At 61.0% G+C, this 26,929-nt stretch carries 33 protein-coding genes; 21 read left to right on the top strand and 12 right to left on the bottom strand.

The annotated features are described in order from the left end of the window. Nucleotides 1-85: 85 nt before the first annotated feature. The 4 genes from RLCC275e_RS11795 (at nucleotide 86) to RLCC275e_RS11780 (ending at nucleotide 4,724) form a co-directional block, all read left to right on the top strand. Complete coding sequence (locus RLCC275e_RS11795) at nucleotides 86-1,699, top strand: glycoside hydrolase family 43 protein (RefSeq protein WP_033182264.1); 1,614 nt, start codon at nucleotides 86-88, stop codon at nucleotides 1,697-1,699. Nucleotides 1,700-2,188: 489 nt separating this feature from the next. Continuing rightward, a complete protein-coding gene (locus tag RLCC275e_RS11790) occupies nucleotides 2,189-3,115 on the top strand; it encodes an ABC transporter ATP-binding protein (RefSeq protein WP_003560084.1) in 927 nt (308 codons plus the stop codon). Then, entirely contained in the window at nucleotides 3,112-3,873 is a 762-nt protein-coding gene (locus RLCC275e_RS11785; RefSeq protein WP_003560083.1) for an ABC transporter permease, read from the top strand. Before RLCC275e_RS11790 ends, RLCC275e_RS11785 begins: the two co-directional genes overlap by 4 nt. Nucleotides 3,874-3,986: 113 nt before the next feature. Then, nucleotides 3,987-4,724 (top strand): SDR family oxidoreductase, encoded by a 738-nt coding sequence (locus tag RLCC275e_RS11780; protein ID WP_033182265.1) that lies wholly within the window; start codon nucleotides 3,987-3,989, stop codon nucleotides 4,722-4,724. On the opposite strand, the gene RLCC275e_RS11775 is transcribed toward RLCC275e_RS11780, so the two are convergent. The 5 genes from RLCC275e_RS11775 to RLCC275e_RS11755 form a co-directional block, all read right to left on the bottom strand. After that, entirely contained in the window at nucleotides 4,687-5,610 is a 924-nt protein-coding gene (locus RLCC275e_RS11775) for a LysR family transcriptional regulator (RefSeq protein WP_033182266.1), read from the bottom strand. The two genes, RLCC275e_RS11780 and RLCC275e_RS11775, sit on opposite strands and share 38 nt — an antisense overlap. Nucleotides 5,611-5,729: 119 nt before the next feature. Beyond that, nucleotides 5,730-6,167 carry an EamA family transporter gene (locus RLCC275e_RS11770; RefSeq protein WP_033182267.1) on the bottom strand — a complete coding sequence of 146 codons (438 nt, stop codon included), beginning with the start codon at nucleotides 6,165-6,167 and terminating at the stop codon, nucleotides 5,730-5,732. Nucleotides 6,168-6,432: 265 nt separating this feature from the next. Beyond that, nucleotides 6,433-7,134 (bottom strand): TIGR02281 family clan AA aspartic protease, encoded by a 702-nt coding sequence (locus RLCC275e_RS11765; RefSeq protein ID WP_033182268.1) that lies wholly within the window; start codon nucleotides 7,132-7,134, stop codon nucleotides 6,433-6,435. Then, complete coding sequence (locus tag RLCC275e_RS11760; RefSeq protein WP_027684388.1) at nucleotides 7,131-7,349, bottom strand: DUF1289 domain-containing protein; 219 nt, start codon at nucleotides 7,347-7,349, stop codon at nucleotides 7,131-7,133. The genes RLCC275e_RS11765 and RLCC275e_RS11760 overlap by 4 nt, the downstream gene beginning before the upstream one ends. A gap of 18 nt (nucleotides 7,350-7,367) precedes the next feature. Next, nucleotides 7,368-8,150 carry an adenosylcobinamide-GDP ribazoletransferase gene (locus RLCC275e_RS11755; RefSeq protein ID WP_033182269.1) on the bottom strand — a complete coding sequence of 261 codons (783 nt, stop codon included), beginning with the start codon at nucleotides 8,148-8,150 and terminating at the stop codon, nucleotides 7,368-7,370. A 156-nt stretch (nucleotides 8,151-8,306) separates the two neighbouring features. Here RLCC275e_RS11755 and cobT point away from each other — a divergent pair, with 156 nt between their 5' ends. Both cobT and RLCC275e_RS11745 read left to right on the top strand, forming a co-directional pair. Beyond that, on the top strand, nucleotides 8,307-9,323 hold the full coding sequence (cobT, locus tag RLCC275e_RS11750) for a nicotinate-nucleotide--dimethylbenzimidazole phosphoribosyltransferase (protein ID WP_011652311.1): 1,017 nt from the start codon (nucleotides 8,307-8,309) through the stop codon (nucleotides 9,321-9,323). A gap of 139 nt (nucleotides 9,324-9,462) precedes the next feature. Beyond that, nucleotides 9,463-9,846: a diacylglycerol kinase gene (locus tag RLCC275e_RS11745; RefSeq protein ID WP_033182270.1), complete on the top strand. Its 384-nt coding sequence runs from the start codon at nucleotides 9,463-9,465 to the stop codon at nucleotides 9,844-9,846. 1 nt (nucleotide 9,847) lies between these two features. Here RLCC275e_RS11745 and RLCC275e_RS11740 read toward each other — a convergent pair whose 3' ends face one another. Continuing rightward, the gene (locus RLCC275e_RS11740; protein WP_033182271.1) at nucleotides 9,848-11,383 is read right to left on the bottom strand and encodes a sensor histidine kinase; all 1,536 of its coding nucleotides are present in this window, start codon (nucleotides 11,381-11,383) and stop codon (nucleotides 9,848-9,850) included. A 106-nt stretch (nucleotides 11,384-11,489) separates the two neighbouring features. Between RLCC275e_RS11740 and RLCC275e_RS11735 the strand changes: the two genes are divergently transcribed. The 5 genes from RLCC275e_RS11735 to RLCC275e_RS11715 all read left to right on the top strand — a co-directional run bounded on the left by RLCC275e_RS11735 (nucleotide 11,490) and on the right by RLCC275e_RS11715 (nucleotide 16,317). Beyond that, the gene (locus tag RLCC275e_RS11735; protein ID WP_033182272.1) at nucleotides 11,490-12,047 is read left to right on the top strand and encodes a thermonuclease family protein; all 558 of its coding nucleotides are present in this window, start codon (nucleotides 11,490-11,492) and stop codon (nucleotides 12,045-12,047) included. Between the two features lie 4 nt (nucleotides 12,048-12,051). Then, nucleotides 12,052-12,684: a uracil-DNA glycosylase family protein gene (locus RLCC275e_RS11730; protein ID WP_033182273.1), complete on the top strand. Its 633-nt coding sequence runs from the start codon at nucleotides 12,052-12,054 to the stop codon at nucleotides 12,682-12,684. A 69-nt stretch (nucleotides 12,685-12,753) separates the two neighbouring features. Continuing rightward, the gene (locus tag RLCC275e_RS11725) at nucleotides 12,754-13,242 is read left to right on the top strand and encodes an Lrp/AsnC family transcriptional regulator (protein ID WP_003540387.1); all 489 of its coding nucleotides are present in this window, start codon (nucleotides 12,754-12,756) and stop codon (nucleotides 13,240-13,242) included. 704 nt (nucleotides 13,243-13,946) lie between these two features. After that, entirely contained in the window at nucleotides 13,947-14,969 is a 1,023-nt protein-coding gene (locus RLCC275e_RS11720) for a porin (RefSeq protein ID WP_033182274.1), read from the top strand. A gap of 451 nt (nucleotides 14,970-15,420) precedes the next feature. Further along, nucleotides 15,421-16,317 (top strand): LysR substrate-binding domain-containing protein, encoded by an 897-nt coding sequence (locus RLCC275e_RS11715; protein WP_033182275.1) that lies wholly within the window; start codon nucleotides 15,421-15,423, stop codon nucleotides 16,315-16,317. Nucleotides 16,318-16,354: 37 nt separating this feature from the next. On the opposite strand, the gene RLCC275e_RS11710 is transcribed toward RLCC275e_RS11715, so the two are convergent. Both RLCC275e_RS11710 and RLCC275e_RS11705 read right to left on the bottom strand, forming a co-directional pair. Continuing rightward, nucleotides 16,355-17,038 (bottom strand): DNA alkylation repair protein, encoded by a 684-nt coding sequence (locus RLCC275e_RS11710; protein ID WP_033182276.1) that lies wholly within the window; start codon nucleotides 17,036-17,038, stop codon nucleotides 16,355-16,357. Beyond that, nucleotides 17,035-17,904, bottom strand: coding sequence for an NAD(P)-dependent oxidoreductase (locus tag RLCC275e_RS11705; protein ID WP_033182277.1), 870 nt, complete (start codon nucleotides 17,902-17,904; stop codon nucleotides 17,035-17,037). The genes RLCC275e_RS11710 and RLCC275e_RS11705 overlap by 4 nt, the downstream gene beginning before the upstream one ends. A 162-nt stretch (nucleotides 17,905-18,066) precedes the next feature. Between RLCC275e_RS11705 and RLCC275e_RS11700 the strand changes: the two genes are divergently transcribed. Both RLCC275e_RS11700 and RLCC275e_RS11695 read left to right on the top strand, forming a co-directional pair. Then, nucleotides 18,067-18,435, top strand: a complete 369-nt coding sequence (locus tag RLCC275e_RS11700; RefSeq protein WP_033182278.1) for a hypothetical protein — start codon at nucleotides 18,067-18,069, stop codon at nucleotides 18,433-18,435. A gap of 199 nt (nucleotides 18,436-18,634) precedes the next feature. Next, the gene (locus RLCC275e_RS11695) at nucleotides 18,635-19,600 is read left to right on the top strand and encodes an aliphatic sulfonate ABC transporter substrate-binding protein (RefSeq protein WP_033182279.1); all 966 of its coding nucleotides are present in this window, start codon (nucleotides 18,635-18,637) and stop codon (nucleotides 19,598-19,600) included. Between the two features lie 47 nt (nucleotides 19,601-19,647). Here RLCC275e_RS11695 and RLCC275e_RS34250 read toward each other — a convergent pair whose 3' ends face one another. Further along, entirely contained in the window at nucleotides 19,648-19,980 is a 333-nt protein-coding gene (locus RLCC275e_RS34250; RefSeq protein ID WP_245483469.1) for a hypothetical protein, read from the bottom strand. Here RLCC275e_RS34250 and ssuD point away from each other — a divergent pair. The 8 genes from ssuD (at nucleotide 19,979) to RLCC275e_RS11650 (ending at nucleotide 25,238) form a co-directional block, all read left to right on the top strand. Then, on the top strand, nucleotides 19,979-21,169 hold the full coding sequence (ssuD, locus tag RLCC275e_RS11685; RefSeq protein WP_027684401.1) for an FMNH2-dependent alkanesulfonate monooxygenase: 1,191 nt from the start codon (nucleotides 19,979-19,981) through the stop codon (nucleotides 21,167-21,169). The two genes, RLCC275e_RS34250 and ssuD, sit on opposite strands and share 2 nt — an antisense overlap. A gap of 86 nt (nucleotides 21,170-21,255) precedes the next feature. After that, a complete protein-coding gene (gene ssuC, locus RLCC275e_RS11680) occupies nucleotides 21,256-22,092 on the top strand; it encodes an aliphatic sulfonate ABC transporter permease SsuC (protein ID WP_033182280.1) in 837 nt (278 codons plus the stop codon). 10 nt (nucleotides 22,093-22,102) lie between these two features. Then, nucleotides 22,103-22,930 (top strand): ABC transporter ATP-binding protein, encoded by an 828-nt coding sequence (locus RLCC275e_RS11675; RefSeq protein WP_033182281.1) that lies wholly within the window; start codon nucleotides 22,103-22,105, stop codon nucleotides 22,928-22,930. 249 nt (nucleotides 22,931-23,179) lie between these two features. Beyond that, nucleotides 23,180-23,503, top strand: a complete 324-nt coding sequence (locus RLCC275e_RS11670) for an ArsR/SmtB family transcription factor (RefSeq protein ID WP_003540367.1) — start codon at nucleotides 23,180-23,182, stop codon at nucleotides 23,501-23,503. Next, nucleotides 23,500-23,910: an SRPBCC family protein gene (locus RLCC275e_RS11665; protein WP_033182282.1), complete on the top strand. Its 411-nt coding sequence runs from the start codon at nucleotides 23,500-23,502 to the stop codon at nucleotides 23,908-23,910. The genes RLCC275e_RS11670 and RLCC275e_RS11665 overlap by 4 nt, the downstream gene beginning before the upstream one ends. A 57-nt stretch (nucleotides 23,911-23,967) precedes the next feature. After that, nucleotides 23,968-24,189, top strand: coding sequence for a hypothetical protein (locus RLCC275e_RS11660; protein WP_003560044.1), 222 nt, complete (start codon nucleotides 23,968-23,970; stop codon nucleotides 24,187-24,189). 11 nt (nucleotides 24,190-24,200) lie between these two features. Continuing rightward, nucleotides 24,201-24,671 (top strand): DUF1801 domain-containing protein, encoded by a 471-nt coding sequence (locus RLCC275e_RS11655; RefSeq protein WP_033182446.1) that lies wholly within the window; start codon nucleotides 24,201-24,203, stop codon nucleotides 24,669-24,671. A 99-nt stretch (nucleotides 24,672-24,770) separates the two neighbouring features. After that, nucleotides 24,771-25,238 (top strand): DUF1801 domain-containing protein, encoded by a 468-nt coding sequence (locus tag RLCC275e_RS11650; RefSeq protein ID WP_033182283.1) that lies wholly within the window; start codon nucleotides 24,771-24,773, stop codon nucleotides 25,236-25,238. A gap of 78 nt (nucleotides 25,239-25,316) precedes the next feature. On the opposite strand, the gene RLCC275e_RS11645 is transcribed toward RLCC275e_RS11650, so the two are convergent. The 3 genes from RLCC275e_RS11645 to RLCC275e_RS11635 are packed head-to-tail and all read right to left on the bottom strand — an operon-like array spanning nucleotide 25,317 to nucleotide 26,814. Then, nucleotides 25,317-25,793, bottom strand: coding sequence for an SRPBCC family protein (locus RLCC275e_RS11645; RefSeq protein WP_033182284.1), 477 nt, complete (start codon nucleotides 25,791-25,793; stop codon nucleotides 25,317-25,319). Continuing rightward, complete coding sequence (locus tag RLCC275e_RS11640; protein ID WP_033182285.1) at nucleotides 25,790-26,131, bottom strand: ArsR/SmtB family transcription factor; 342 nt, start codon at nucleotides 26,129-26,131, stop codon at nucleotides 25,790-25,792. Before RLCC275e_RS11640 ends, RLCC275e_RS11645 begins: the two co-directional genes overlap by 4 nt. Further along, entirely contained in the window at nucleotides 26,128-26,814 is a 687-nt protein-coding gene (locus RLCC275e_RS11635) for a glutathione S-transferase family protein (RefSeq protein ID WP_033182286.1), read from the bottom strand. Before RLCC275e_RS11635 ends, RLCC275e_RS11640 begins: the two co-directional genes overlap by 4 nt. Between the last annotated feature and the right edge of the window lie 115 nt (nucleotides 26,815-26,929).

Here is a 26,929-nt window from a genome sequence, read left to right as displayed (position 1 = left end):
CGGAGGCAAGTCTTCCGGGTCTTTTTCTGCTATGATCTGATGTACGTACAGCAAAAAACCACCGCCGGTCGGAGGAGACCCTGTCATGATCCGCAATCCCATTCTGCCGGGGTTCAACCCCGACCCGTCGATCTGCCGCGTCGGCGCGGATTATTACATCGCCACCTCGACCTTCGAATGGTATCCCGGCGTGCAGATCCACCATTCGCGCGACCTGGTGAACTGGACGCTGGTGCGCCGGCCGCTGGAGCGCAGATCGCAGCTCGACATGCGCGGCAATCCGGATAGCTGCGGCATCTGGGCGCCGTGCCTGTCCTATGCCGACGGGCAGTTCTGGCTGGTCTATACCGACGTCAAGCGCTACGATGGCAATTTCAAGGATGCGCCGAACTACATCGTCACGGCACCTACGATCGAGGCCGATTGGTCCGAGCCGGTCTATGTGAATTCCTCCGGCTTCGATCCCTCGCTCTTCCATGACGATGACGGCCGCAAGTGGTTCGTCAACATGCAGTGGAACCACCGCACCGAAAGCTATGGCGGCTCGCCGAAATCGCCGGCCTTCGACGGCATCCTGCTGCAGGAATGGGATCCGGCGGCAAAGGCGCTGAAGGGGCCGATAAAGAACATTTTCGCCGGCAGTCCGCTCGGCCTCGTCGAAGGCCCGCATCTCTTCAAGCGCAATGGCTGGTATTATCTGACCACCGCCGAGGGCGGTACTGGCTACGACCATGCCGTCACCATGGCGCGGTCGCGAAAGATCGACGGACCCTATGAAATGCATCCGAACATGCATCTCATCACCTCCAAGGATCACCCGGGCGTGCTGCTGCAGCGGGCAGGGCACGGTCAATATGTCGAGACGCCGGAGGGCGAGGCCTATCACACCCATCTCTGCGGCCGGCCGCTACCGCCGAAACGGCGCTGCACGCTGGGGCGCGAGACATCCTTACAGAAATGCGTCTGGCGCGACGATGACTGGCTCTATCTTGAAAACGGCACCTCAGTGCCCGATGTCGATGTGCCGGGCCTCTTTGGCGCGGTCCCCGGGGAAAAGCCGATGCGTAGCGAATACAACTTCGATGGCGGCATATTGCCAGCTGATTTCCAGTGGTTGCGCACGCCCGAGCCTGAGCGCATCTTCAACCTGACGGATCGTGCCGGCCATTTGCGCCTGATTGCGCGTGAGAGCATCGGTTCGTGGTTTGAACAGTCGCTGGTCGCCCGCCGTCAGGAACACCACAGTTTCCGCGCCGAAACCGTGATCGAGTTCTCGCCCGACACATATCAGCAGGTGGCTGGGCTGACGCATTACTACAACCGCCACAAATTCCACGCCGTCGCGGTGACACTGCACGAAACACTCGGCCGCTGCGTGACGATCCTCTCCTGCAACGGCGACTACCCGAACGGCCGGCTGAGCTTTCCCGCCGACAGCGGGGTTGCGATCGCCGCCGAAGGCCGCGTCCAGCTCGCCATGGAAATCCGCGAGAATGACCTGCAATTCTTCTGGCAGACCGAAGGCAAGGGCGCCTGGCAGCCGATCGGTCCGGTGCTCGACGCCGGCGTGGTTTCCGACGAAGGCGGACGCGGCGAACACGGCTCCTTCACCGGCGCCTTCGCTGGTGTATTCGCCTTCGATACGTCGGGCCGGGCGAAGGCCGCGGATTTCGACTGGTTCAATTACGACGAGCTGTGAGGGGGACACCCTTGGTCGCTTTCATCCGCGGCGGATCATGGAAAGAGCGAGGAGCGGAGAAGAGGCACATAAAAAGAAAGCCGGCGCAGGGCCGGCTAAGACGGAACCCGGCTGGACAGGGGATACTGACCGGTTCCAAGCACTTCGTGACTGAACAATAACTTTGACTACATGCCGAGGCAGCGAAAAATGGGCGCAACGAGAACACCCGGAGACGGCTCCGCAAAGGGGTGGGCGGCGGGGCGGATGCCGGTGCTGGCCTCGGCTCCCTTATCGGGCATGAATATCACCGGATGATGACATCCGAAGCCGACACTGCCTTTCTTTTGCGAAAACCCGATGCCGGCTACTTCGCCCGCGTCAGCAGGTCAGCGGGCCAACTGTGTCGGCAGCGTGAATGCAGTGTTCATGGCTCTAAAGGATGTTAAAGCGTTACAAAGGGACTATATAGCGGCCCAAGTAACTTCCGAGAATCCGCAAGAGTCCCGCATGGCCCCCATCATTTCCGTTCAGAACCTCACCAAGACCTATGCCAATGGGTTCGAGGCCCTGAAGGGCATCAATCTCGACGTCGAAAAAGGCGAGATCCTGGCGTTGCTCGGGCCGAACGGCGCGGGCAAGACGACGCTGATCTCGATCATCTGTGGCATCGCCAATCCGAGCGGCGGCCGGGTGTTGGTCGCGGGCCACGACGTCGTGAAGGATTTCCGCGCCACCCGCGGGATGATCGGGCTGGTGCCGCAGGAGCTCACCACAGATCAGTTCGAGACGGTGTTCAATACGGTGAGCTTTTCGCGCGGGCTACACGGCAAGAAAGCCAATCCTGCCCATATCGAGAAGGTGCTGCGCGCGCTCTCGCTGTGGGACAAGAAGGACAATATGCTGCGCCAGCTCTCCGGCGGCATGAAGCGACGGGTGCTGATCGCCAAGGCGCTCTCGCATGAGCCGGATATCCTTTTCCTCGACGAGCCGACCGCCGGCGTCGACGTGACGCTGCGCAAGGACATGTGGCATGTCGTCGAAGAGCTTAGGGCCTCTGGCGTCACCATCATCCTGACCACCCATTATATCGAAGAGGCCGAGGAAATCGCCGACCGCGTCGGCGTCATCAATGGCGGCAAGTTGCTGCTCGTCGAGGACAAGGCGGCGCTGATGGCCAAGCTCGGCCGCAAGCAACTCATCCTCGATCTCACCGAACCGCTCAGCCGCCTGCCGGATTGTTTTGCCGGCAACGGGCTGACGCTGGAAGCAGACGGCAACCGGCTGACTTATGATTTCGACGCTGGCAACGAACAGGAAAGCATCGCGGCCCTGCTGACCCGGCTCGGTGAGAACAATATCCATTTCAAGGATCTCTCGACGCGGCAAAGCTCGCTCGAGGACATCTTTGTGGCGCTGGTGGGAGCGGAAAAATGAACATCGAGGCCGTCAAATCGATCTATTTCTTCGAGATGGCGCGCACGCGCCGCACGCTGCTGCAGAGCGTCATCTCGCCCGTGATCTCGACCTCGCTCTATTTCATCGTCTTCGGTGCCGCGGTCGGTTCACGCATTCAGGAGGTGGAGGGCGTGTCCTACGGCGCTTTCATCACGCCCGGCCTGATCATGCTGACGTTGTTGGGCCAGTGCATCAGCAACGGCTCCTTCGGCATTTATTTCCCGAAATTCACCGGCACGATCTACGAGGTGCTTTCCGCGCCGGTGGCGATGACGGAGATACTGCTCGGTTATGTCGGGGCGGCGGCGACCAAGGGGATGCTCATCGGCTTCATCATTCTCCTGACCGCCAATCTCTTCGTCGACGTCAGGATCGAGCATCCCTTCATGATGATCCTGTTCTTCCTGCTGACGGCGATCACCTTCAGCCTGTTCGGCTTCATGATCGGCATCTGGGCCGGCAATTTCGAACAGCTGAACCTCATTCCCATGCTGGTCGTGCCGCCGCTGACCTTCCTCGGTGGCAGCTTCTATTCGGTCAGCATGCTGCCGCCCTTCTGGCGGGCGGTCAGCCACCTCAACCCAGTGCTCTATCTCGTCAGCGGCTTCCGCTGGAGTTTTTACGGGATCGCCGATGTCAATCCGGCGATCAGCCTGGCGATGATCACGATATTTCTGGTGATCTGCCTGGGAACACTCGCCTGGATCTTCAAGACCGGTTACCGGCTGCGCAACTAACTATTCACCCGAACACGCGCCATCGGAAAACCCGATGACGTCATCGGTTTCTTCCGTTTTTCTACCGCTCCGGCCTGAGGCATCTGCTGCGTCAGCCAAGAAGGAGACGGCAGATGACGGATATCAGGATCGAAGGCGCGAGGATCATTATTGTTGGCGGCAGTTCCGGAATGGGGCTAGCGCTGGCGGCGCGGTTGCTCGGGGAAGGGGCGGTGGTGACGATCGCAGGACGCAGCGAAGATAAGCTTATGGCGGCTCGCCGCGATCTCGGCGAGCATCCTGGATTGGCGACGGTTGCCGTCGATATATCGCGCGAGGAAGAGGTCGCGGCGCTGTTCGGCAATAGCGGGCCGGTCGATCACATCGTCAGTACGGCGGCCGATATCGAAGGCGCCTATCAGCTGCTGCCTAAGATCGAGCTTACGGCGGCGCAAAGGGTGGTCGAAAGCAAGATCTACGGGCCGCTGCTGCTGGCGAAATATGGTGCCGCCCATTTGCCGCCCTCAGGATCGATCACCTATACGTCAGGTATCGCGGCGTACCGGCCTGCGGCGCGTGGATCGGTGGTCGCAGCCGTCAATGCGGCGCTCGAAGGCCTGGTCAGGGCGCTGGCGATCGAGCTGGCGCCGATCCGGATCAACGCGGTGTCGCCCGGATGGGTGGACACGCCGATCTGGAGCTTCGTCGCCGGCGAGGCCAAGCAGGCAACGCTTGATGCGATGGCAGAGCGCCTGCCGGCCGGACGCGTTGGACGGCCCGATGATATTGCCGATGCGATCCGCTTCCTGATCGGCAATGGCTTCACGACAGGCACTATCCTGCATGTCGAAGGCGGGCATCGGCTGGTCTGAGCGGCGAGAGTTCTTCGCTTGCCGATTGCAGCAGGAGGGTAAGCGCCGGCGGCTGCACGCGCCTGCGCCGCCACATCATCACCAGTGAAGCGGCAGGTCGATTGCCCGGCCACGGCAGTTCGACGACGTCGCCCCGTGTTGCGGCCGGGCCGAGTGCAAGGCGCGGCACGAGGCTATAACCGGTGCCGGATGCGACAAGCCGGATGATCGTCGCGATGCTGTCGGCTTCGGTGACGATTGATGGTGTTGCAATCTGTGCTTCGGCAAAGGCAGTGTCGAACAGGTGACGGTAGACGCAGCCGGTTTCGGTGGCGACGAAGGGGGCGGTGCTCAGTGCCGCGAGGCTCACTGGTGGTCGGGCTTGTGAATCGCCGCCGGCAATCAGCACCAGCGGTTCGCTGCAGATGCGGCGCGTCAGGAAGCGCTCATCCTGCTGCCCGCGATCGAAGGTGAAGGCGACGTCGATCGAGCCCTGCTGCAATTGCGCAAGCAATTCGCCGCTGCCGCCGACCTTGAGTTTGAGGCCGACGTCTGGGCTCTTCTTGCGAAAGAGTGACAGCCAGGGCGCCAGCCTTTCGGCGGCGATGGTTTCGAGCGTACCCAAGGTGATGGACTGTCCGGCGCTGCCGGCTGCAGCACTGACGGCGGCCTTCGCCTCGTCGTTCAGTGCCAGTATCTCTTCGGCATAGGCCTTGAGAACCGAGCCTGCCGGTGTCGGGACGACGCCCTGCCGGGAGCGGAGGAAGAGCTCTGCGCCGACTTCCTCCTCCAACGCCTGTATCTGGTCGCTGAGGCTCGACTGAGCGAGATTGACCTCGGCCGCCGCGCGCGTGAGATTTTCGTGCCGGATCACCGCGAGGAATGTCTTCAACTGTCGTGGGTTCATATCGAGCTCCGGTATGGCGCGGAGGCGCCTCGACTCAGGATATCAACAAAGCAGAAGGCGCTGCAACGCAAGAGCATGTGGCGGTGCACTGCTGTTGCTGCGTATTGCGCTAGTTCCTGTCAGGCGCTGCTGACGAGAAGGGCGCCCGAGATGATGAGGAGGGTGCCGGCGACGAGCTTTACTATGTCGAGTTCGGAGGCTTCGCCGAGAAAGACGGCGCCGATCGCCAGCGTCACCAGTACGTTGCAGCTCCAGATCGGCGCGAGTTTCGAGACGGGGACACCGTAAGTGAAAAGCGCAAAGCTGATGAGGCCGGTGCCGACGGCAAAGCAGGCGCCTGCGGTGGCAGCAAAACCGATACCTTCGGCGGTCCAGGGGGCAGGGCGCCAGATCAGGGCGGCGATCAGGCCAGCCAACGCACAGGCGGCGCCGAAGGCGATCAGGTAGACAGCGGAGCCGGTGGCTGATGTGGCGCTCTGCTTCTGGAAGATGGCGGTGATGCCCCAGAACAGGGCGGGCAAAACGCCGCCGATGACGATCGGCCAGACTGAATTCATCGCGAAGCTCCTGTCGCACCCATGGGTCAAGGCCTCGCCTCGGGCGAAGGCCGGTCGAACATGCGGTGCCACCAGACTACAGCGCCGCGCGTCTTTTCAGACGCGCAAAGGACGCTGTAGCACTTTGAATTGTTGCATAATTCCTTAAATCGATTCCGATTTAAGGAATTATGCGGCAGGAGTTTCTTTTTGCTCTTTGTGGTCTTGTTGTTCTTGGGCTCAAGCTGCCAGATCCGGTGGTCGCCGTAAAGCGGCGGAGCCGCAATTAATCGCGCATGCGGAGTTCGTCGGTATGCATCTGCAGCGAGCTCAGCGTTTCCAGGAAGCTCATGCCGAGCAGGCTCTGGTCGAGCCGGCCATCCTCGGAGACGCTGGCTGCGACATTGTTGCGGATAATCGGGCCGATCGCCACCTGGTCGAGCGTGACAGGTGCTGCGCGGCCGCGGCCGTTGGCGGTCATGACCGTCATGGAATAGGTGAGGCGGGAGAGATCGATGCCGATCCGTTCGGCATCTTCGCGCGACAGCGCCACCATGCTGGCGCCGGTATCGACGAGCATCTCGATCGTCTGGCCGTTGACTGCGACATCGGCTTGGAAATGGCCGTTCAGCAGCTTGTGCAGGATGATCTCCTGGCCGCCCTCGCTTGTGGTGACGACGACGGCGCGGCCGGGAACGAGGCCGGCGAGCAGCCTGTTGCCGACGCCGAGCGCTTCCTGGCGATAGAGATAGACGGTCACGAGCGCCAGGATGATGACCAGCCAGATCATCATCTGGCGCATCGTTTCACCGACGCTGCGCCGGCTCGCCCAGATGCCGGCCGACAGCATCAGCGCGATCGGCAGCAGATAGACGACGCGGCCGAAGTCATCGCTTTGCAGGCCGAGGATGCGGCCGCTGTCATTGTTGACGATCAGCACGGCAAGGCCGATGCCGATCACGACGAGGAAGACGGTCAAACGGATCATAAAGGCCGCTCCGGCCCGCTGGCGAGACTTGTTTTCATATGGTTCGACACTGCGGCGGCGCCTGCAAGCCTTGCCGGCAGCAGCGCCATGATCCGTCTTCGCTCGGTGTCGGAGTAGCTCATCCAGCTGCCGATTTCCTGAAGAGTCCGGCCGCATCCGGCGCAAAATCCGGTGGCTGAAACCAGGGAGCAGACGTGAACGCAAGGTGTTTGCATGGAGGATATATCGGAGTTTCAAAGAGCCGTGGCAAGGGCGCATAGGGTGGCGATCTCGCAAATTTGCTGCGTTGCGCCCAGCGTGTCGCCGGTGTGGCCGGCGAGCTTGCGGCGGATGAATGCGGTGAAGGCAAACCCTGCGATGCTGGTGGCGAGCAGGCTTGAGACCAGCGGCCGCAGGCCGAAGGCTGGCCAGATCAGAAGCGCTGCGACGAGGCCGGCTGAGGCGAGCGCAAATTGCATTGCCGCCTCGTCCGGCTGGCCGGTCGAAGCGGCCACGCCATCGGCCTTTGCCGGTGCCAACCGCTGCCAGTGCCAGGCGATGGCGCCGCGACTGAGGGCCGCGACGGCGGGAATGGCGAGGGCAGCAGCGAGCGGCGCGGAATGGCGGGCGATGGCGGCAAGTGCGGCTGCGCGGATCGCGAAGGAGAGGATCAGCGCTATCGCGCCATAGGTGCCGATCCGGCTGTCCTTCATGATGAGGAGGCTCTGTTCGCGGCTCTTGCCGCCGCCGATGCCGTCGGCCGTATCGGCCAAACCGTCCTCGTGCAGCGCGCCGGTAACGAGGACCTGGATAGAAAGCGCGATCAGGGCTGCCATCAGCGGGTCCGCACGCAGCCCCAAAAGCAGGAGGATGGCGAGTGCGGGCACGAAGCCGATGACGATGCCGGCAAAGGGAAAGGCGCGCACCAGCGGGCCGAGCCTGCCGTCATAGCCCTTGAACAGCGATTGCCGCATGGGAATGCGGCTGAGGAAGGCGACGGCGCGGGCGGTATCGACCGCATAGTCCTTGATCTTCATTCTGATTCGTTCTGCTGGAGGTCTCGGCTTATGGTCGCGGCGGCGCTTTTGGAGTTGTTCGCTTCGTCCTCCCGCTTTAAGAGAGTTGCCATCCGCAAAGAAGCTGATTTGCGTGGAAAAAACAAGAATACCCGGATTTATAGGAAAACCGCACAGATGAGCGTTTCAGGCCTGCCGTTCGACGATTTCCGTACCCTGCTTCGTGACTTGCCGGGGCCGGATGCCCGCGCGCTGGTGGCCGCGCGCGAACGTGACGCGCAACTGACCAAGCCGCCGGGCGCGCTCGGACGGCTTGAGGAAATTGCTTTCTGGCTTGCCGCCTGGACGGGCCGAACACCTGCCGTCAACCGGCCGCTGGTGGCGATCTTCGCCGGCAATCACGGGGTCACCAAGCAAGGCATCACACCTTTTCCGCCAACGGTGACGCAACAGATGGTCGAGAACTTCGCAGCCGGCGGTGCTGCGATCAATCAGATCTGTGTCGCCTATGATCTCGGACTGAAAGTCTTCGATCTGGCGCTCGATTATCCCACCGGCGACATCACCGAGGAGGCAGCACTTTCCGAGCGCGATTGCGCCGCGACTATGGCCTTCGGCATGGAGGCGATCGCCGGCGGCACCGACCTGCTCTGCATCGGCGAGATGGGCATCGGCAATACGACGATTGCGGCGGCGATCAACTATGCGCTCTACGGCGGCTCGGCGCGCGACTGGGTCGGACCCGGCACCGGTTCGGAAGGCGAGATGCTGGAGCGCAAGATCGCGGCGGTGGAAAAGGCGGTGGCGCTGCATGGTGACCACCTCGACGATCCGCTGGAGATCATGCGCCGGCTTGGCGGCCGTGAGATCGCGGCGATGGCCGGCGCCATTCTTGCCGCCCGCATGGAGCGCATCCCGGTGCTGATCGACGGTTATGTCGCGACCGCCGCGGCAGCTATCCTGAAGGCCGCCAATCCGTCCGCGCTTGATCATTGCCTGATCGGCCATGTCTCCGGCGAGCCCGGGCATCTTCGCGCAATCGAGATGCTCGGCAAGACGCCGCTTCTGGCGCTCGGCATGCGACTCGGCGAAGGCACCGGTGCCGCACTTGCCGCCGGCATCGTCAAGGCGGCTGCCGCCTGTCATTCCGGCATGGCGACCTTCGCCCAAGCCGGTGTGTCGAATAAGCATTAAGGCCGCGGTCGGCGCCGTCGATCCGCACGCGTTCGCTTGCACGGCCCAAGTGGATTCGGTATTTGCGTATTCGCTCATCGAAGGGGAGACGGCAAAGCCTCTCCCGGTCTGTGATGCAACGGGAAGAGGAGAGGGCATCTTGACGAAGCCTGCGGTGACGAAAGAGACCGGACTTCGGCATTTCATCGCCGCCGCCAGCTATTCTTGGGCGGGCTTTCTGCGGGTGCTGAAAGAGGCGGCCTTCCGCCAGGAACTCGGTTTCTTCGTCGTTTCGATCGCGGCGCTGGCGCTGGTGGGAGCTACTGCGGGCGAGATCGTCGTCGCGGTGCTTCTATTTCTCGGGCTGTTTTCGATGGAGGCGATGAATACCGCCGTTGAAGAGGTGATCGACCGGATTTCGCCGGAGATTTCGATCGTCGGCAAACATGCCAAGGATCTCGGCTCCTTCGCGGTAACCTGCATGATTGCCGCCTGCTGCCTCTATCTCGGCTTCATCTTCGGCAAGCACCTGTTTTTTAGCTAAATCAGGCAAAACTCTTGCGTTTGCGCGCGACGGCCTGAGCCTCCTCGACGGCCGGCAGGCTTTGGAGCACGCGCTTGGCGGGCAGGATGGCGATAACCTCGGTGCCCTCGCGCAGCTTCGATTTCAGCAAGAACTGCCCGTCATGTTTGGCAAGGATCGCCTGGACGATCGGCAGGCCGAGGCCGGTACCCTGTTCGGCGCTCTTGATGGCGATCGAACCCTGGCCAAAGGCCGACAGGACGACGGGAATCTCTTCTTCCGGAATGCCGGGGCCGTTGTCCTTGATCGAGATGTACTGTCCGCCGCCAGCTGTCCAGCCGACCTTGACGTGGATCTCGCCGCCCTGCGGCGTGAACTTGACGGCATTGGAGAGAAGATTGAGCACGACCTGGCGCATCGACTTCTCGTCGGCCCAGATGGCCGGCAGCTGCCGCTCGAACTGGTCCGAAATGGCAATGTTCTTGGCACGGGCGCGCAGCTGGACCATGCCGATGCAATCTTCGGTGATATCGAGCAGCGAAATCGCCTCCTCGCTCAGCTCGTATTTGCCGGCCTCGATGCGCGACAGATCGAGGATTTCGTTGATGAGATCGAGCAGATGCTGGCCGGAGCGGTGGATGTCGCCGGCATATTCCTTGTAGGTCGGATTGGCGAGCGGCCCCATGACTTCGGCCGACATCACCTCGGAAAAGCCGAGGATGGCGTTGAGCGGGGTTCTGAGTTCATGCGACATGGAGGCAAGGAAGCGGGATTTGGCGAGGTTTGCCTCTTCGGCGCGGCGGCGAGCCTCGTCCGACATCGATTTCGCCACCTCAAGCTCGGCGATCAAGTCGTCTTTCTCCGACTGGTAGGAGAGGATCCTGAGGTTCGACTTGAAGAGCCGGTCGCTGATATAATTGAAGAAGACAAGGGTGGTGGTGAAGGCCCCCGTCAGGCTGATTTCGAGGAGGTCCCGTGACAGGCCGCTCTTGGCGGCGAGCGCCAGGACCGCCGGCGAGAAGGCGGCGAGCACGGCAGGCGTCAACATGAAGTTCGACATGGCCGTGACGGAGAGCGCGATCAGCAGCGTCGCACCCTTATAGAGAATGAAGCTCGACGGCTCGCAGGTGTCGCAGCCCTGCAGCGCGAAGACGGCCCAGCAGCAGCCGAGCAGGAACTGGCCGGAGAGCAGCAGGCGGCGCCATTTGCGGGCGTTCTCGGAGGTGATTTCCTGGCGGCGCGCGCGCCGCGCCAACAGGATATTGCCGGTATGACAGGTGAGCGTCAGCAGCGCCCAGAAGAGCAATTGCGTATTCTGGGTGAAATAGACGCCAAGCGCGGTGATGATGACGACGAAGAGCGGCATGATCGTCGCGCTCTGCAGCACCGATGCCACATACATGTTGAGCACGTCACGATCGAAGGAGGAATTTGACGCATGACCGGACTGAAGACGTTCGCGCGTCTGCCGCACGGCCTTGGAAACGGCCTTGTTGCGGTGGCTGCGCGACCTGTCGACGATGATCTTGTCGGTCGATGTGCTTACGCCGGTACTCATGTGCACGTTGAAACTTCATCCCAGGGTGGATAAGAGCTTAACCGGCAATTCTTAAGAAGATGTTTGCCATCTTTGCCAAGGATTTGTTTTTTAAGGAGGCGAAAGCGTGACACGGGGCCTGCGCCTGATTCGCGACGGCGTGACCGCTTTTGCCCTGCTGGCGCTCGTGGCGCTGATCGCCACCAAGTTCAACGATGCAGCAAAAATCGAGCATGCTGGCGCATTTCATGCTGCCGACGGTGACAGTCTGGCATTGGGAGACGAACGGTTGCGCCTCGAAGGCATCGATGCACCGGAGCTCAACCAGAGCTGCGAGCGGGCGGGGAAGGCCTGGGCCTGCGGGCGTGCGGCGCGAGAGGCGCTGCAGGGCATGGTGCTGGCATCCGGAACGCTTTGTCAGGGCAGCCGGCGCGACCGCTACGACAGGCTGCTCGTCATCTGCCGGAGCGCGGCGGGCGGCGACATCAATGCCGCCATGGTGCGCCGAGGCATGGCCATCTCCTATGGCGGTTATGACAAGGAGGAGGCCGAGGCGAAGGCTCAAAAGGCGGGGCTCTGGGCCGGGACTTTCGAGCGGCCGCGCGATGTGCGCGACCATGCGCGCCAGAGTTCCGGTTTCGACGGCGCCCTGCGCTTTATCGGGCAGATCGTCGGATGGGAGTAAAGTCATGACCGACGAAGCCATGCTGGAGACGCTGCGGCGGGAGATCGCCTCCTGTCGCATCTGTCGAGACGCACCGGCAAGAGGCCTCGAACAGCGGCTGCCGCACGAGCCGCGGCCGGTGGCCGTGATCTCGTCGATTGCACGCATCCTGATCGCCGGGCAGGCGCCCGGGCTTCGGGTGCATGAGAGCGGGCTGCCGTTCGACGATGCCTCGGGCGACCGGCTGCGGTCATGGCTTGGCGTTGACAGGGCAAGCTTCTACGACCGCGACCGATTCGCCATCGTGCCGATGGGCTTCTGCTTTCCTGGCTACGACGGCAAGGGTGCGGATCTGCCGCCGCGGCGCGAATGCGCGCCGTTCTGGCGACAAAGGGTGATCTCGGCGATGCCGCAGATCGAACTGGTGCTGGTCATCGGCCAATATGCGCAGGCTTGGCATATGGCCGGTGAAAGGCGGGACAATATGACCGAGACGGTGCGGGCATGGCGTGAGTGTCTTCTGTCCAACCGATCGCCGGCGGTGCTACCGCTGCCGCATCCGAGTTGGCGCAACAGTGGCTGGCTGAAGCACAATTCCTGGTTCGAGAGAGAATTGCTCCCGGTCTTGCAGGAACGGACGAAAATGCTGCTTTCCTGAAACAAAATTCTTTTAGTTGCGCGGAATCGAGTTATACAAAGAAAATAATTCGAAAGGACTGTTGTGCGCATGGACCGCCTCGACCGAAAAATACTGCGTCTTCTGCAAGAAGATTCGACGCTTGCCGTTGCTGATCTCGCCAAGAAAGTGGGGCTTTCGACCACGCCATGCTGGCGGCGCATCCAGAAGATGGAAGAAGACGGCGTCATCAAGCGCCGAGTCGCCATCCTTGATCCGGAGAAGGTCAACACCAAGGTCACCGTCTTCGTGTCGATTCGCACTGCCACCCATTCGATTGAATGGCTGCGCCGTTTTTCCGAGGTGGTCGCCGAATTCCCCGAAGTGGTCGAATTCTACCGGATGAGCGGCGATGTCGATTATCTCCTGCGAGTCGTCGTGCCCGATATTGCCGCCTATGACGCTTTTTATAAGCGGATGATCGCCAAGATAGAGATTCGCGACGTTTCCTCCGCCTTTGCGATGGAGCAGATCAAGTATTCGACGCAGCTGCCGCTCGACTACATGATTCTCGACAATGCCAAATCCAACGAGGATTGAGCTCAAGCGTGCGGTCATGACCGCACGCGATAATGCCAAATCCGAAGACTCCACGCGTGAGTCTGGCCGGGGATATATCTATTAGGTGTGCTCTGGCCGCAAGCGGGAATGCCGGTTCCGCAAAACCAAGTTTTGGCCAGTGCGGTCGGCGATTGCAAAAAAAAGCCTCAAAAATAGCGAAAAAACGCTCAAATCGCCCCAAATTCCTGGAAAAGTGAATAGCCTGGTAAGGATTCCGGGGTTATGGTTGATGAAACCACGGGGCGATATGTCATAATTTCGTCTCATTGGTATCGAATTCAGAACACCATGTTCTAAACCGCTGCCTTGTTTGTGCTTGTTAGCCGGCGGTAGAGTTTATGCGCTTCACCAGTGTGTTCGACGGGGGTCGAGCGGTGGAGAATTTGACAGATGGGGTGTAGCGTTTTTGCGGCTTGCGACGGAGGATTTCCGTCGCGGAGCCTTTTGTCGTGTTTTTCGCCTAATTATTTGAAGTTGTTGTATAAAAATCACGTCACCGGGGAAAGTTGCTCGAAGGAGCCCACCTGGCGTGTATCGAGAATTGCTTGATAGCGCCTTGTATGTGATGACGGTTTGGCGGTTCGATCGATCCGCACGCCGAGATGGCTGTTCAAACTGGGCCGGCTTCAAATCGACTACCCGATCTGAAGCCAGCCCCGATCGACAAAGGAATGGATTGGTAAATGAACATCAGAATGGTTTTGCTTGCATCAGCAGCAGCATTTGCTGCATCGACGCCGGTTCTTGCAGCTGACGCTATTGTTGCTGCTGAGCCGGAACCGGTTGAATATGTTCGCGTCTGCGACGCTTACGGCACCGGCTACTTCTACATCCCGGGCACCGAAACCTGCCTCAAGATCGAAGGCTACATCCGTTTCCAGGTCAACGTTGGCGAAGATGTCGGCGGCGATTCGGACTGGGATGCCGTCACCCGCGGTCAGGTTCAGTTCACGGCCAAGAGCGACACCGAGTATGGTCCGCTGACCGGCGTCATCGTCATGCAGTTCAATGCTGACAATGCCACCGATCAGGACGCCATTCTCGACTCCGCTTACCTCGACGTCGCGGGCTTCCGCGCCGGTCTGTTCTACAGCTGGTGGGACGATGGTCTCTCCGGCGAAACCGACGACATCGGCTCGGTTGTAACGCTGCACAACTCCATCCGTTATCAGTATGAAAGCGGCACCTTCTACGCTGGCCTCAGCGTCGACGAACTCGAAGACGGCGTCTACAAGGCCGACGAAGAAGCCAACAACGTTGGCGTTGCCTTCGGCGTTGGCGGCACTGCCGGTGCGTTCAGCTACCAGATCACCGGTGGCTATGACGTCGACAACGAAGACGGTGCTGTTCGTGCAATGGGCACGGTTGACATCGGTCCCGGTACGCTCGGCCTCGCCGGCGTATACTCTTCCGGCCCGAACTCCTACTACTCGACGGCTGAATGGGCTGTTGCTGCCGAATACGCAATCAAGGCAACTGACAAGCTGAAGATCACCCCGGCCGTTCAGTACTACGGCAACTACTTCGGCGGCGACAAGGCCGTTCCGGATGACTTCGACGGTCTCGGCGATGCCTGGAAGGTCGGTCTGACGGTTGATTACCAGATCGTCGACAACTTCTACGCCAAGGCTTCGGTTCAGTACCTCGATCCGGATGATGGTGACGACTCCACGACGGGCTACTTCCGTCTGCAGCGTTCGTTCTAATCCACTTGGTGGATATGCTCCCGGTCTTCGGACCGGGAGCGCTTAAATCAGTTTCTGATCCGAGTGACCTCCGATCAGCTACGGGGACGGGTCCGGTCTTCCCTGCCGGACCGTCCTTGCAGCGTTTTTGAAGCGCCGTCTTCAAAGCCGTCTTTCAGGATTGCCTTTTCAGGTGAGCCCAACAGGTACGTTGCGTATCGCACGTCGGTATCTGCCAGCCTCGTTTCTTGAGGCACTCCGTTTCAATCTTTCAAACGAGCTGGATCCATCGATAGAATTATCGTGCGGACGGCTGTGGGTCCGTCTTCCTATGCTGCGTCGGCTGGCTTTGCCGCAACAGGTCGCGAAAAGAAAATTCAATGCCGACAATGTGATCACAGCTTTCTGGGAGAGAGGATACAACCCTTGCTGGGGGCCGGCATTCATTCCTACTCTCGGATAGCTTGTTCTTATGGACGATCTCAACGACTACTATTATTTCGCCGCTGTCGTCTCCAGCGGCGGTTTCGCTTCCGCAAGTCGCGATCTCAAAATACCACGTTCGAAACTCAGCAGGCGGGTCAGCCGGCTTGAGGAAGGGCTTGGCGCAAGGCTCATAGAACGCTCGACCCGCCACTTCCGGGTGACTGAGATCGGCCAGGCTTTCTACGAAAGATGCCAAACCATTCTGCAGGAGGCCGATCGCGCCAAATCTATCGTCAGCGAGGCTCAGTCCGACCCGCAAGGTGTGGTGCGGATGGGCTGCCCGCTCGGTCTCGTCGACATATCGGTCGGGGGGATCCTGCCCGAATTCCTGGAACGTTATCCGAAGATCAAGCTGCAGATCATCGGCTCCGACCGGCGCGCCGACCTCATCAACGAGCGAATCGACCTGGAAGTGAGAGCGACCAACGAGCCGGAGACGCAGACGAGTCTTACGATGCGCAAGCTCGACCGTATCAGGCGTATCCTGGTCGCAAGTCCCTCGCTCGTCGAGCGTACCGGTAGCTTGAATTGCGTGGACGAGCTTGCCGACCTGCCGACGTTGGCAATGACGTCATGGGTGTCGTTCCACACCTGGGAACTGGTCGGTCCGAATGACGCCAAGCAGGTGATTCGGCATCAGCCGCGGCTCACCTGCCGCAGTATGACTGCCATCCTCGACGCAGCACGTGCCGGTCTCGGCTTCGGGCTTCTGCTCGAAAGTGCCTGCGAGGCCGATCTCCAAGCCGGCAAGCTGGTGCGGGTCCTGCCGGAATGGCAGTCGGAGGAGAGCCAGTTCTACATCGTCTTCACGACAGCCAAGGGCATGCCGCCTGCGGTGCGGGTCCTGATCGATTTCCTGGTCGAAAAATCCAGACAGCATTGACTTACAGCGACGCGTCTTATTCGAGCCGGCATTCGCCTTATCTCAACCGTGCCAACAGTTTTTCGCCGGCCAGCTCCGTGACGGCATCCTTGCCGATCCAGCGGGCGGTTTTGTCAGGGCTTTCCGCTAGGGCCTTTGCGAGCGTCAGCGCCGGCGCCTGGCAGGCGAGATTGCGCTTGCCGATGTTGCGCAGCGCCCAGTTGACTGCCTTGCGCACGAAGTTTCGCGGGTCGCCGGCATGGGCTTCGATCAGCGGCAACCAAGCGAGGATGGTCGCATCAGGTTCCTTCTTCAAGTGAACCGCGGCACCGGCAATCATGGCGAAGGCGGTGCGCCTGATAAATTCGCGCTCGTCGGCAGCGAAGTCTGAGATGAGCTCGTCCAGCCGGGCCTCGACGAAGAGATCGGCGGCGCAATCGACGATCTCCCAGGAGTTGAAATCATCGGCCCAATTTCGGGCTTCTTCCGTCGTCAACCGCTTCGGCTCGGCTGTGTAGAGGGCGAGCAGGCGGGCTTCGCGGATATCGCTTCGCCATAGCTGCATTGCCCTGCCGTGATCCTTCTTCGCCAGTCTGGCGACCGCCCTGATATCGGGATTGGAGATACCGAGGGCGCGACCGGTGACGATGCCGAAGCGCACCATGCCGGCAACATTCTCCTCCGAGCGCAGCGTTTCGAGATGCGCGATCAACTCGGCCGCATCGGAGGAGGGGCGGATCATTTTTCGAGGCGGGCGAGTAGCGAGGATGTGTCCCAGCGATTGCCGCCCATTGCCTGCACGTCGCCGTAGAACTGGTCGACGACGGCGGTGACCGGCAGCTTGGCGCCGTTGCGGCGGGCTTCGGTGAGCACGATGCCGAGATCCTTGCGCATCCAGTCGACCGCGAAACCGAAATCATATTTGCCTGCGTTCATGGTCTTGTGGCGGTTTTCCATCTGCCAGGAGCCGGCTGCTCCCTTGGAAATCACCTCGACCACCTTTTCGATATCGAGGCCAGCACGCTTGCCGAAATGCAGCGCCTCGGCAAGTCCCTGGACGAGGCCGGCGATGCAGATCTGGTTGACCATCTTGGTCAACTGGCCCGAGCCTGCCGGTCCCATCAAACCAACCATGCGGGCATAGGCGTCGATGACAGGTCTGGCGCGTTCGAAGACGGCCTCATCGCCACCGCACATGACGGTCAGGACGCCGTTTTCAGCGCCGGCCTGGCCGCCGGAGACGGGAGCGTCGATGAAATCGACACCTTTTTCCTTTGCCGCGGCATAAAGTTCGCGGGCAACTTCAGCGCTGGCGGTGGTGTTGTCGATCAGCACCGAACCTGGCTTCATGCCGTGCAGGGCACCGTTCTCGCCCAATGTCACCGATCGGAGATCTTCGTCATTGCCGACGCAGACGAAGACGAAATCGGCACCGGCCGCGGCCTCGGCCGGGGTGGGGGCGGATTTGCCGGAGAATTTCTCGGCCCAGGCAGCGGCTTTTTCGGCGTTACGGTTGTAGACGGTAACATCGTGGCCGCCCTTCGTCTTCAGATGGCCTGCCATGGGGAAACCCATGACGCCGAGACCGATGAACGCGACTTTAGCCATATGTCCTATCCTTTTCCTCAAGTGCAGGTTCGAGGATTAACCGAAACGGCGGGAGCAGAAAAGCCCGTGAAGGCGGACTTCCTTCCGATTGACGCATATGAGGCTGGCGGCCCTTCGGACGAGCCCTAGATTGGAGGGAAGGCATTATGTTCCGGGGCAGACATGAGCGAAATTCCGACGATCAAGCCGCGGCACAAAGGCCGCAACGGAATGCAGGCGATGCTCATTCCATCGCAAGAGATGGTCGCAGAGCAGATACGATCGGCACCGGAAGGTATCCTAACAGACGTCGGTGTTCTCCGCCGCTATCTCGCCGCGCAATACGGGGCGGACGCCTGTTGCCCGGTGACTGTGCAGCGGCATCTGCGTGCGATCGCTGAGCAGTCCTTCGGCGCGCTGGAGAAAGGCGAGCCGGTTTCGACCGTCACGCCCTATTGGCGCATGGTCGATCCCGCAAGCCTGCTTGCGAAGCGTCTTGCCGGCGGTCCGACCTTCATCCGCGAGCGGTTGGCCGCCGAAGGTCGGGAGTGAGCCGGGATAGTAGCCGGCATAAGGGGCGCGCGAAAAAATTCCGCTTAACGGCGATTTCCAGGCCGCAAAATTTCAGCAAAGGCCGAATCTCGCAAATAAAATTGTCGATCTAAATTATAGATTTAATCATCATGGCATCTATCACTGACAGGTCGACCAGCCGAAAACAGGCCCGGTACCATCAAAAAAGGGGAAAGTCATGATTTCACGTCGACAAACGCTCGGGCTTTTCGCAGCAGCCGCGGCCACGGCAATCCTGCCGGCTGTCAGGCCGGCACACGCAGCCGCCAGCGAATTCCGCATCGGCTGGCAGAAGAACGGCGTGCTGGCGCTCGCCAAGCGTCGCAGCGCGCTTGAAAAGCGGCTTGCCGATCGCGGCATCACCGTCAGCTGGTCGGAATTCAGCTCCGGCCCGCCGCTTCTCGAAGCATTGGGCGCCGGCGCGCTCGATTTCGGCGCGACCGGCGATGTGCCGCCGCTTTTTGCCCAGGCGGCCGGCGGACAGCTTTATTATGTCGGTCTTTACAAGGGTAGCCCGGCAGCCTCTGCCATCCTCGTGCGCAAGGATTCGTCCATCAAGACGCTTGAAGACCTCAAGGGTAAAAAGGTCGCTTTCAAGCGCGGCTCCAGCGCGCATAATGTAACCGTCAAGGTTCTGCGCAAGGCAGGCCTGAAGCCCGAAGATGTCGAGCAACTCGATCTTTCGCCGCCGGATGCTGCCGCCGCTTTCAAGAATGGCAGCATCGACGCCTGGTCGATCTGGGATCCTTATCTGGCGATTGCCGAAGCCGATCCGGAGACACGTATCCTCACGACCGCTGAAGGCATCGTCGATTCCTACAGTTTCTTCCTCGCCAATCGCGATTTCACCGATGCCAATGGGCAAGTGGTCGTCGACGTGATCGATGAGCTTGCCAAGGTCGGTAAGTCGGCACAGAGCAATCTCGACGAAACGGTGAAGGAGCTTTCCGAAATTACCGGCGTGCCGGCTGACGTGACGCGCGTGACATTGACGCGCAAGGACGCTGATCTCGGCAGCGTCTCGACCATCACCGATGCCGCCGCCGCCTATCAGCAGGCACTCGCAGACGAGTTCTACGGGCTCGGCATCCTGCCGAAGAAGCTGGTGACCGGCGATATCGTCTGGCGTCCGAAGGCGAGCTGACTTCCGGCCAGGGCTAAGATTTCAGCGAGGCGGCATGGAGAGGGTCTTCATGCCGCTAAACCGGAAAAATATTCTCCAAAACGGATTATAATAGCAAATTGATATTGTCGATCTAATTGGTAGTCTATGTCAGTATCCTGACGATCGACGCGGACACCGAAAGGCGTCGGCCAGCCGCCATCCGATCGAAAGGGATATTTGAGATGCTCGCGCATAGACGGACAGCCGGCCTTCTTACCGCCTCCGCCGCCACCGCGATCCTCCCAAGCATTCGCGCGGCGGCGGCGCCAAGTGGGCAGTCTGCGTTTTGCCGCTTGCCAGGGGCCATCTCGACCACGCGAGTTGATTTCGAATTTCGCAGCTAAAGGACCGTCTTCCATGACCACCACCTCCCATACCGGCACATCCGAGCCTATCAATTTTCTCTGGTTCATCCCGACATCGGGTGACGGCACCTATCTCGGCTCCTCCGAGCTCAACCGTGCGCCAGAGATCGGTTATCTCACGCAGATTGCCCAGGCCGTCGACCGGCTTGGCTATTCCGGTGTGCTGCTGCCGACCGGGGTCGCCTGCGAGGAATCCTTCGTGACCGCCGCAGCCCTTGCCGCCAAGACCGAGAAGCTGCAGTTCCTGGTGGCGATCCGCCCCGGCACGGCATCGCCTGCCTACTACGCGCGTCTTGCGACGACGCTCGACCGCATTTCCAACGGCCGGCTGCTGCTCAACATCGTCGTCGGCGGGAGCCCGGCGGAGCTTGCCGGCGATGGCATCCATCTTGAGCATGACGAGCGCTATGCCCATGCCGAAGAGTTCTTCACCGTCTTCGAGGAACTGCTGGAAAAGGGAACGGCAAGCTTCGACGGCAAATATATCAAGGCGACCAATGCGCGCCTCGGCTTCCCCTCGGTGCAGAACCCGCGCCCGCCGCTCTATTTCGGCGGCTCGTCGGATGCCGGTATCGATTTCTCCGTCGGCCGCGTCGACAAGTACCTGACCTGGGGCGAGCCGCCGGCACAGGTTGCCGAGAAGATCACCAAGGTGCGCAAAGCTGCCGGCGAACGCGGCCGCGAGGTGAGCTTCGGCATCCGCCTGCACTTCATCGTGCGCGAAACCGATGATGAGGCATGGGAGGCAGCCGAGCGGCTGATCCGCCATCTCGACGACGATACGATCCGCGAGGCACAGGAGCGCTTCGTCCAGGAGTCCGACTCGGTCGGCCAGAAGCGTATGGCCGCCCTTCATGGCGGCCGGCGCGACAAGCTCGAAGTCTCGCCGAACCTCTGGGCGGGTGTCGGCCTGGTGCGCGCCGGTGCGGGCACGGCGCTGGTCGGCTCGCCGAAGACGGTGGCCGCGCGCCTTCGCGAGTATCAGGAGATCGGCATCGATACGGTGATCGGCTCCGGCTATCCGCATCTGGAAGAGGCCTATCGCGTCGCTGAACTGCTTTTCCCCGAACTCGGCATCACCCGCGAGCAGCAGCGCCTGGGCTTCAACAACGAGTTCGGCCGAAAGCAGGTCTTCGCAGGCGGCAGCCATGGCGGCAATCTGAAAGTCGTCTCCGGTTCCTGATCTCGAACGAAGACGTAGAGCGTGACACCGCCGCAAGCCGCTTAGGGCTTGCGGTATCCTGCTCCCGATAAGCGCGAGGACAATGCATGTCGACTTTCGATACTCCGTTCGTACGGTCGGTCGCTTCCGAAAAGGACGGGAAGGCGGGTTTGCGCCTGCCGCTGCCTGGCCTGGACAAGCTGACCCCCTATCTGGTGCCGGTGGCGATCGTGGCGTTGTGGCAGCTTGCCTCCTCGGCCGGCTGGATCTCATCGCGCATCATGCCGTCGCCGGCCGATGTCGGCCTCGCCTTCTGGTCAACGACGGTTTCCGGCCAGTTGCCGAACGACGTGCTGGTGAGCGCCGGCCGCGCCTTTGCCGGCCTTCTCGTCGGCGGTTCGATCGGCTTCCTGCTTGGTATCGCCAACGGAGTGTCGCGCATTTCCGAGCAGTTGACGGATACGACGCTGCAGATGCTACGTACCATTCCGCATCTGGCGATGATCCCGCTTGTCATCCTGTGGTTCGGAATCGGCGAGGAATCGAAGCTGTTTCTCACCTCGCTCGGCGTGCTCTTCCCGGTTTATCTCAATACCTATCACGGGGTGCGCAATGTCGATCGCGACCTGATCGAGATGGGTAAGGTCTATGGCATGGGCAATTGGACGCTGTTCCGCAAGGTGATCTTTCCAGGCGCGCTGCCGTCGATCTTCGTCGGCCTCAGATATGCGCTCGGCATCATGTGGCTGACGCTGATCGTATCGGAATCGATCGCTGCATCGTCAGGCATCGGCCACATGGCCAACAATGCCCGCGAATTCATGATGACTGACGTCGTCGTGCTCGCTCTCGTCATCTATGCCGTGCTCGGCAAGCTTGCCGATGTCATCGCCCGGATGCTGGAGAGGCGGCTGCTCGCCTGGAACCCGGTCTATCAGAAATAGGAGAGACGCCATGACATCGATCGCACACGAGCATTTTCACGCCGTCGCCGAAGAGCCAGCTTATGCACGCGCAAACGCGCCGGCAGTGGGCCGTAGTGCGCCCGCGGCGATCAGCCTGACCGGCCTTGAAAAGAGTTTTGGGGCCAACCGCGTGCTGCGCGGCATCAACCTGCATATTCCGGCAGGCCAGTTCGTCGCGGTGATCGGCAAGAGCGGCTGCGGGAAGAGCACGCTGCTGCGCATCCTGATGGGACTCGACGAGCCGTCTGCCGGCGAACTGCATTTCGAGGATGCCGGCGGCGCGCAGGCGAGCCCGAACGCGCGCATCGTCTTTCAGGAGCCGCGGCTGCTGCCCTGGCTCAGTGTTGCCGACAATGTGGTGGTTGGGCTGGGTGACGGCATCGACAGGCGGGCGGCGCTGAAGGCGGCCGACGCCGTGCTTGCCGAAGTCCAGCTTGGCGAAAAGACCGGGGAATGGCCGGCGCGGCTTTCCGGCGGGCAACGGCAGCGCGTGGCGCTGGCGCGGGCGCTGGTGAGCCGGCCGGGCGTGCTGGCGCTCGACGAACCGCTCGGCGCACTCGATGCGCTGACGCGGATCAGCATGCAGGAACTCATCAACCGTGTCTGGCGCGAACTCGGCTTCACCGCAGTGCTCGTCACGCATGATGTCAGCGAGGCGGTGCATCTCGCCGACCGGGTCATCGTGCTCGACGAGGGGCGGATCGCACTCGATCTTCCCATTCCCTATCCGCGTCCGCGCCGGCACGGCCATCCTGGCCTCGCCGAGCTGGAAGGCCGGCTGCTTGCCGGGATTCTCGGCACCGACGGCGGCCATTGATCCCAAGGCTATTTGCAACGCTGAATGACCTCGGCATAGGCGAGGCGTGTCCGCGCGAGCATGCATGCCCAATGGCGAAAATGTATAGCCGCTTGGGTATGTGAGATTCACCCGATCTCTGCCACGCGCGCTGCCACCGGCACCAAATTCAGTAATACTATTTTCCTCAAGTTGTTTTACGTTCAGCTTGACTCACTCATACCTCCGTGGCTATACGTTAATCCATAGCCAACGAGGTATGGATTGTAGATGTCGGACACCCAGGACGTGCTCTTCAGAACGCTCGCCGATCCGACCCGGAGGGCTCTTTTCGAACGGCTGTGCCGCGAAGGAGAGAAGACGGTCGGGGCTCTGACGGCTCGGGCCGGGGTCTCGCAACCGGTCGTCTCGAAACATCTCGGAATCCTGAAGCAGGCCGGTTTGGTGCGCGACCGCCATGAAGGTCGCCAGACTCACTATAGCGCCCAGCTCGGTGCGCTGGCGCCGCTGGTCGACTGGACAAGCGAGATGGCGGGCTTTTGGCAAAACCGGTTCGACCAGCTGGAAGATCTATTGAAAAGGATGGACCAATGACCGAAATTTCAAACAAAACCCGTTCCGTCATCGTCGAACGAGAGATCCCTTTTCCGCCGGAAAAGATCTGGCGCGCGCTCACCCAGCCACATCTGATCGCGGACTGGCTGATGAAGAACGACTTCGTGCCGATCGTGGATCACCGTTTCAAGCTGAGCGCGGATTGGGGCTCCGTCGACTGTCAGGTCGTGGAAGTCGAGCCGAATAAAACCCTGTCTTACACCTGGGCTGCCTATGATCTCGAAAGTGTCGTCACCTGGACTCTCACGCCCACGGGCGCGGGCACGCAGCTACGCATGGAGCAGTCGGGCTTCCGGCCGGATCAGCGGCAGGCTTACGGGGGCGCCAAAAGCGGTTGGCAGCAGTTCTTCGCAAATCTCGAGCAGGTCCTGACGCGGATCGAGTGAGGCCGCTGCCAAAACGGATCACGCCATCCGCTTCGCTTGTTTTCGCAGGAGGTTCCCTTGAATTGGAATAACTGGCTTCGGCAGATCCACCGTTGGCTGTCCATTGCCTTTACGCTGGCCGTCATAATTAATATCATCGCGATGGTGCAGGAGAAATCGTCGGTCTGGGTAGGTCTCATGGCGCTGCTGCCGCTGACCTTGCTCCTGCTCACCGGTCTCTACTTGTTCGCGCTGCCATACGCCACCAGGTGGCGCGGCGCGGGACGCAGCGGAGGGTAGGAGTGAAGGCAATGTCCGGGAAGACATCCAAGACCGCGGCAAAGGTCACGAAGAAGACAGCCGCCAAGCCTGATACCGCGGAGCCGACCCTTCTCTCGGGCGGCAACCCTCAGATCGCCAAGGGTTACGGCGACGCTTCCGTGCAAGCCTACATCGCCGCCATGCCGGGCTGGAAAAGCGACGTCGGGCGCCGTCTCGACGCGCTCATCACCCGTACCGTTCCCGATTCGCACAAGGCTGTCAAATGGAACTCGCCCCTTTATGGCATGGAAGGGCAGGGCTGGTTTCTCGGTGTCCATTGCTTCGCAAAATACATCAAGGTTGCTTTCTTCCGCGGCACGTCGCTCAGTCCCGTTCCGCCCGGCGAGTCCAAACAAAAGGATGTGCGTTACTTCCACATTCATGAGGAAGACCGACTCGACGAGGCCCAGCTCGCCGCCTGGGTGGAACAGGCAAGCCAATTGCCCGGCGAACGAATGTGAGCGGACGCGTAGATTTAAGCGTTAGAGCGTCCTTTGTGCGTCCGAAAAGACGCACGGCGCTTAGGCCATCGGCATTTAGGGGATGAAGGGGAGATATCGATGAAGAAAGCCACGGCAACCCTGAAGAAGAGCGGTTCCAGCGAAGAGAAGGACGGAGACTCTCCTTCTCGTTTGATCGATGCGAGAATCGAGGAGTTGAGCGATTGGCGCGGCGAGATGCTCGCTCGGGTCCGAACTCTCATCAGGCAGGCCGAGCCCGACGTGGTCGAGGAATGGAAGTGGAGAGGCGTTCCGGTGTGGGAGCACGCCGGGATCATCTGCACCGGCGAGACCTACAAGAGCGTGGTGAAACTGACCTTCGCCAAGGGCGCCTCGCTGGAGGACCCTTCAAGCCTCTTCAACTCCAGCCTTGACGGCAATACCAGGCGCGCCATCGATTTCCACGAAGGCGATGAGGTTGACGAGGAGGCGTTGAAGGCGCTCATTCGCGGTGCTGTCACACTCAACACTTCAAAGCGGGCCGCGGCTCGTCCTGCCGGCTCGCGGAAGAAACCAAGCAACGCTTGAGGCTTGGCTTATTTCGCCTGAAACGCATCGCGTCAAACCTGATTCATGCGAGACGATTCAGTTTTGCGCGCCATGCGATCAGTGGATCGGGCTTTCTTCGCGCTCGAGGAAGAGTTCCAGATTGTCGAGGCCGATCTCGGTGCCCTGGAGGCGGGCACCGTTATCGGCGTAGCCGTCGAGGAAGACCACCTGTTCGGTGAAGACCATTTTCGTGCCGCCGGGTGCGGCTTCGAAGGCAACGGTTGTGAGAGACGCGGAGATGCGGCTTTCCCCAAGCTTCATCTCATAGGCATAGATGATGCGGGCATCGGGCACGATATCGATATAATGGGCGTCATAGGCGTGCAGGAGGCCGTCAGTATCGGCGACGTAGTTCCTTTCCGTGCCGCCGGGGCGGAAATCGAGCCCATAGTCCAGCGGCACCCACTCGCCATGGCAGGCGAACCATTGCCGTTTGGATTCCGGTGTTGACCAGGCGCGGAAGGCGCGCGAAATCGGCGCCTTGAGGTGGCGTTCGATGACGAGAGTGGCGTGTTCGGCGGATCGTGTCGTCATTCGGGAAGGGTCTCCGTTTCATTGGCGAGAAAGTGGTCCAGCCTGTCGAAGGTGGTCGTCAATTGGATCTTCCGCTGTTCCACCCAGCGCTCGACGGCGGCAAACGCGTCCTGCTGCAGGCGGTAGGTTCGCACCCGGCCTGATTTTTCGGAGAGAACGAGACCGCTCTCTTCCAGCACCTGCAGATGTTTCATCACCGTCGGTAGGGCAACCGCGAGCGGCGCGGCCAGTTCGGTGACGGAGGCCGGGCCACGGCCGAGGCGGTCGATCATGCCGCGGCGGCTGCGGTCGGAAAGCGCATGGAACATACGGTCGAGATTCGCCTGGCTTTCGATCATCCCGCCGCATCCCGGAAGCGGGCCGGCAGCCTCTCTTTGTAGGGGTAGAACTTGAAGAAGGGGCGGGCCTCTTCCAGCGCCCTTGCAAAGGACGGGCGCGCCAGCAGCCGATCGTAATATGCGCGAAGGTTCGGCTGTTCCGGAGTGAAGGGGATCAGCGTCTCGGCATAGAAAAGCGCGGGGGCGGCGGCGCAATCGGCCATGGTGAAGCCGTCACCTGATATCCATTGCTTGTCGGCGAGCTGCTTTTCGATCATCGCATAGGCGGTCGTGAGTGTAGCCCTGGCGGCGGCCACCTCGATCTCGTCCGCCGTGCCGTCGGGGCGCCGGCGATTGCTGACGATGGTCTGCATCGGCGCCTGGACATAGTGGTCGAAAAAACGGTCCCAGAGGCGAACCTGCAGCGCCCGGTCGATCTCCAGCGGCAGCAGGCGAACGTGGCCGGGATAATATTGTTCGAGATATTCGATGATGATCGATGTCTCGGGAATGGTGCTGTCACGCGCCTCGTCCCGCAGCAGCGGCATCTTGCCGATCGGCCAGAAGCGAAAGAAATCGGCGCGCGAGCTTTCGTCGGAAAGATCGACGATGCGATTCTCGAAGGGAGTGCCGTTTTCATAAAGCGCGATCAGCACTTTGTGGCAGAAAGAGGCAAGCGGATGCCCATAGAGCACGAGCGACATGCGGCGACCTTTCCTATCGTTGCGATAAACTTTACCGATCGACTAACTATCAGGTCGTGGCACATTTCGCAACAGATACTTCGCCAACCGCGCAAGTATTCCGTCGGCCGATCGA

The sequence above is a fragment of the Rhizobium brockwellii genome (assembly GCF_000769405.2).
Taxonomy (GTDB): Bacteria; Pseudomonadota; Alphaproteobacteria; order Rhizobiales; family Rhizobiaceae; genus Rhizobium; species Rhizobium brockwellii.
The sequence above is the reverse complement of the archived record's forward strand: the minus strand, read 5'-3'. Positions and strand labels throughout refer to the sequence as shown.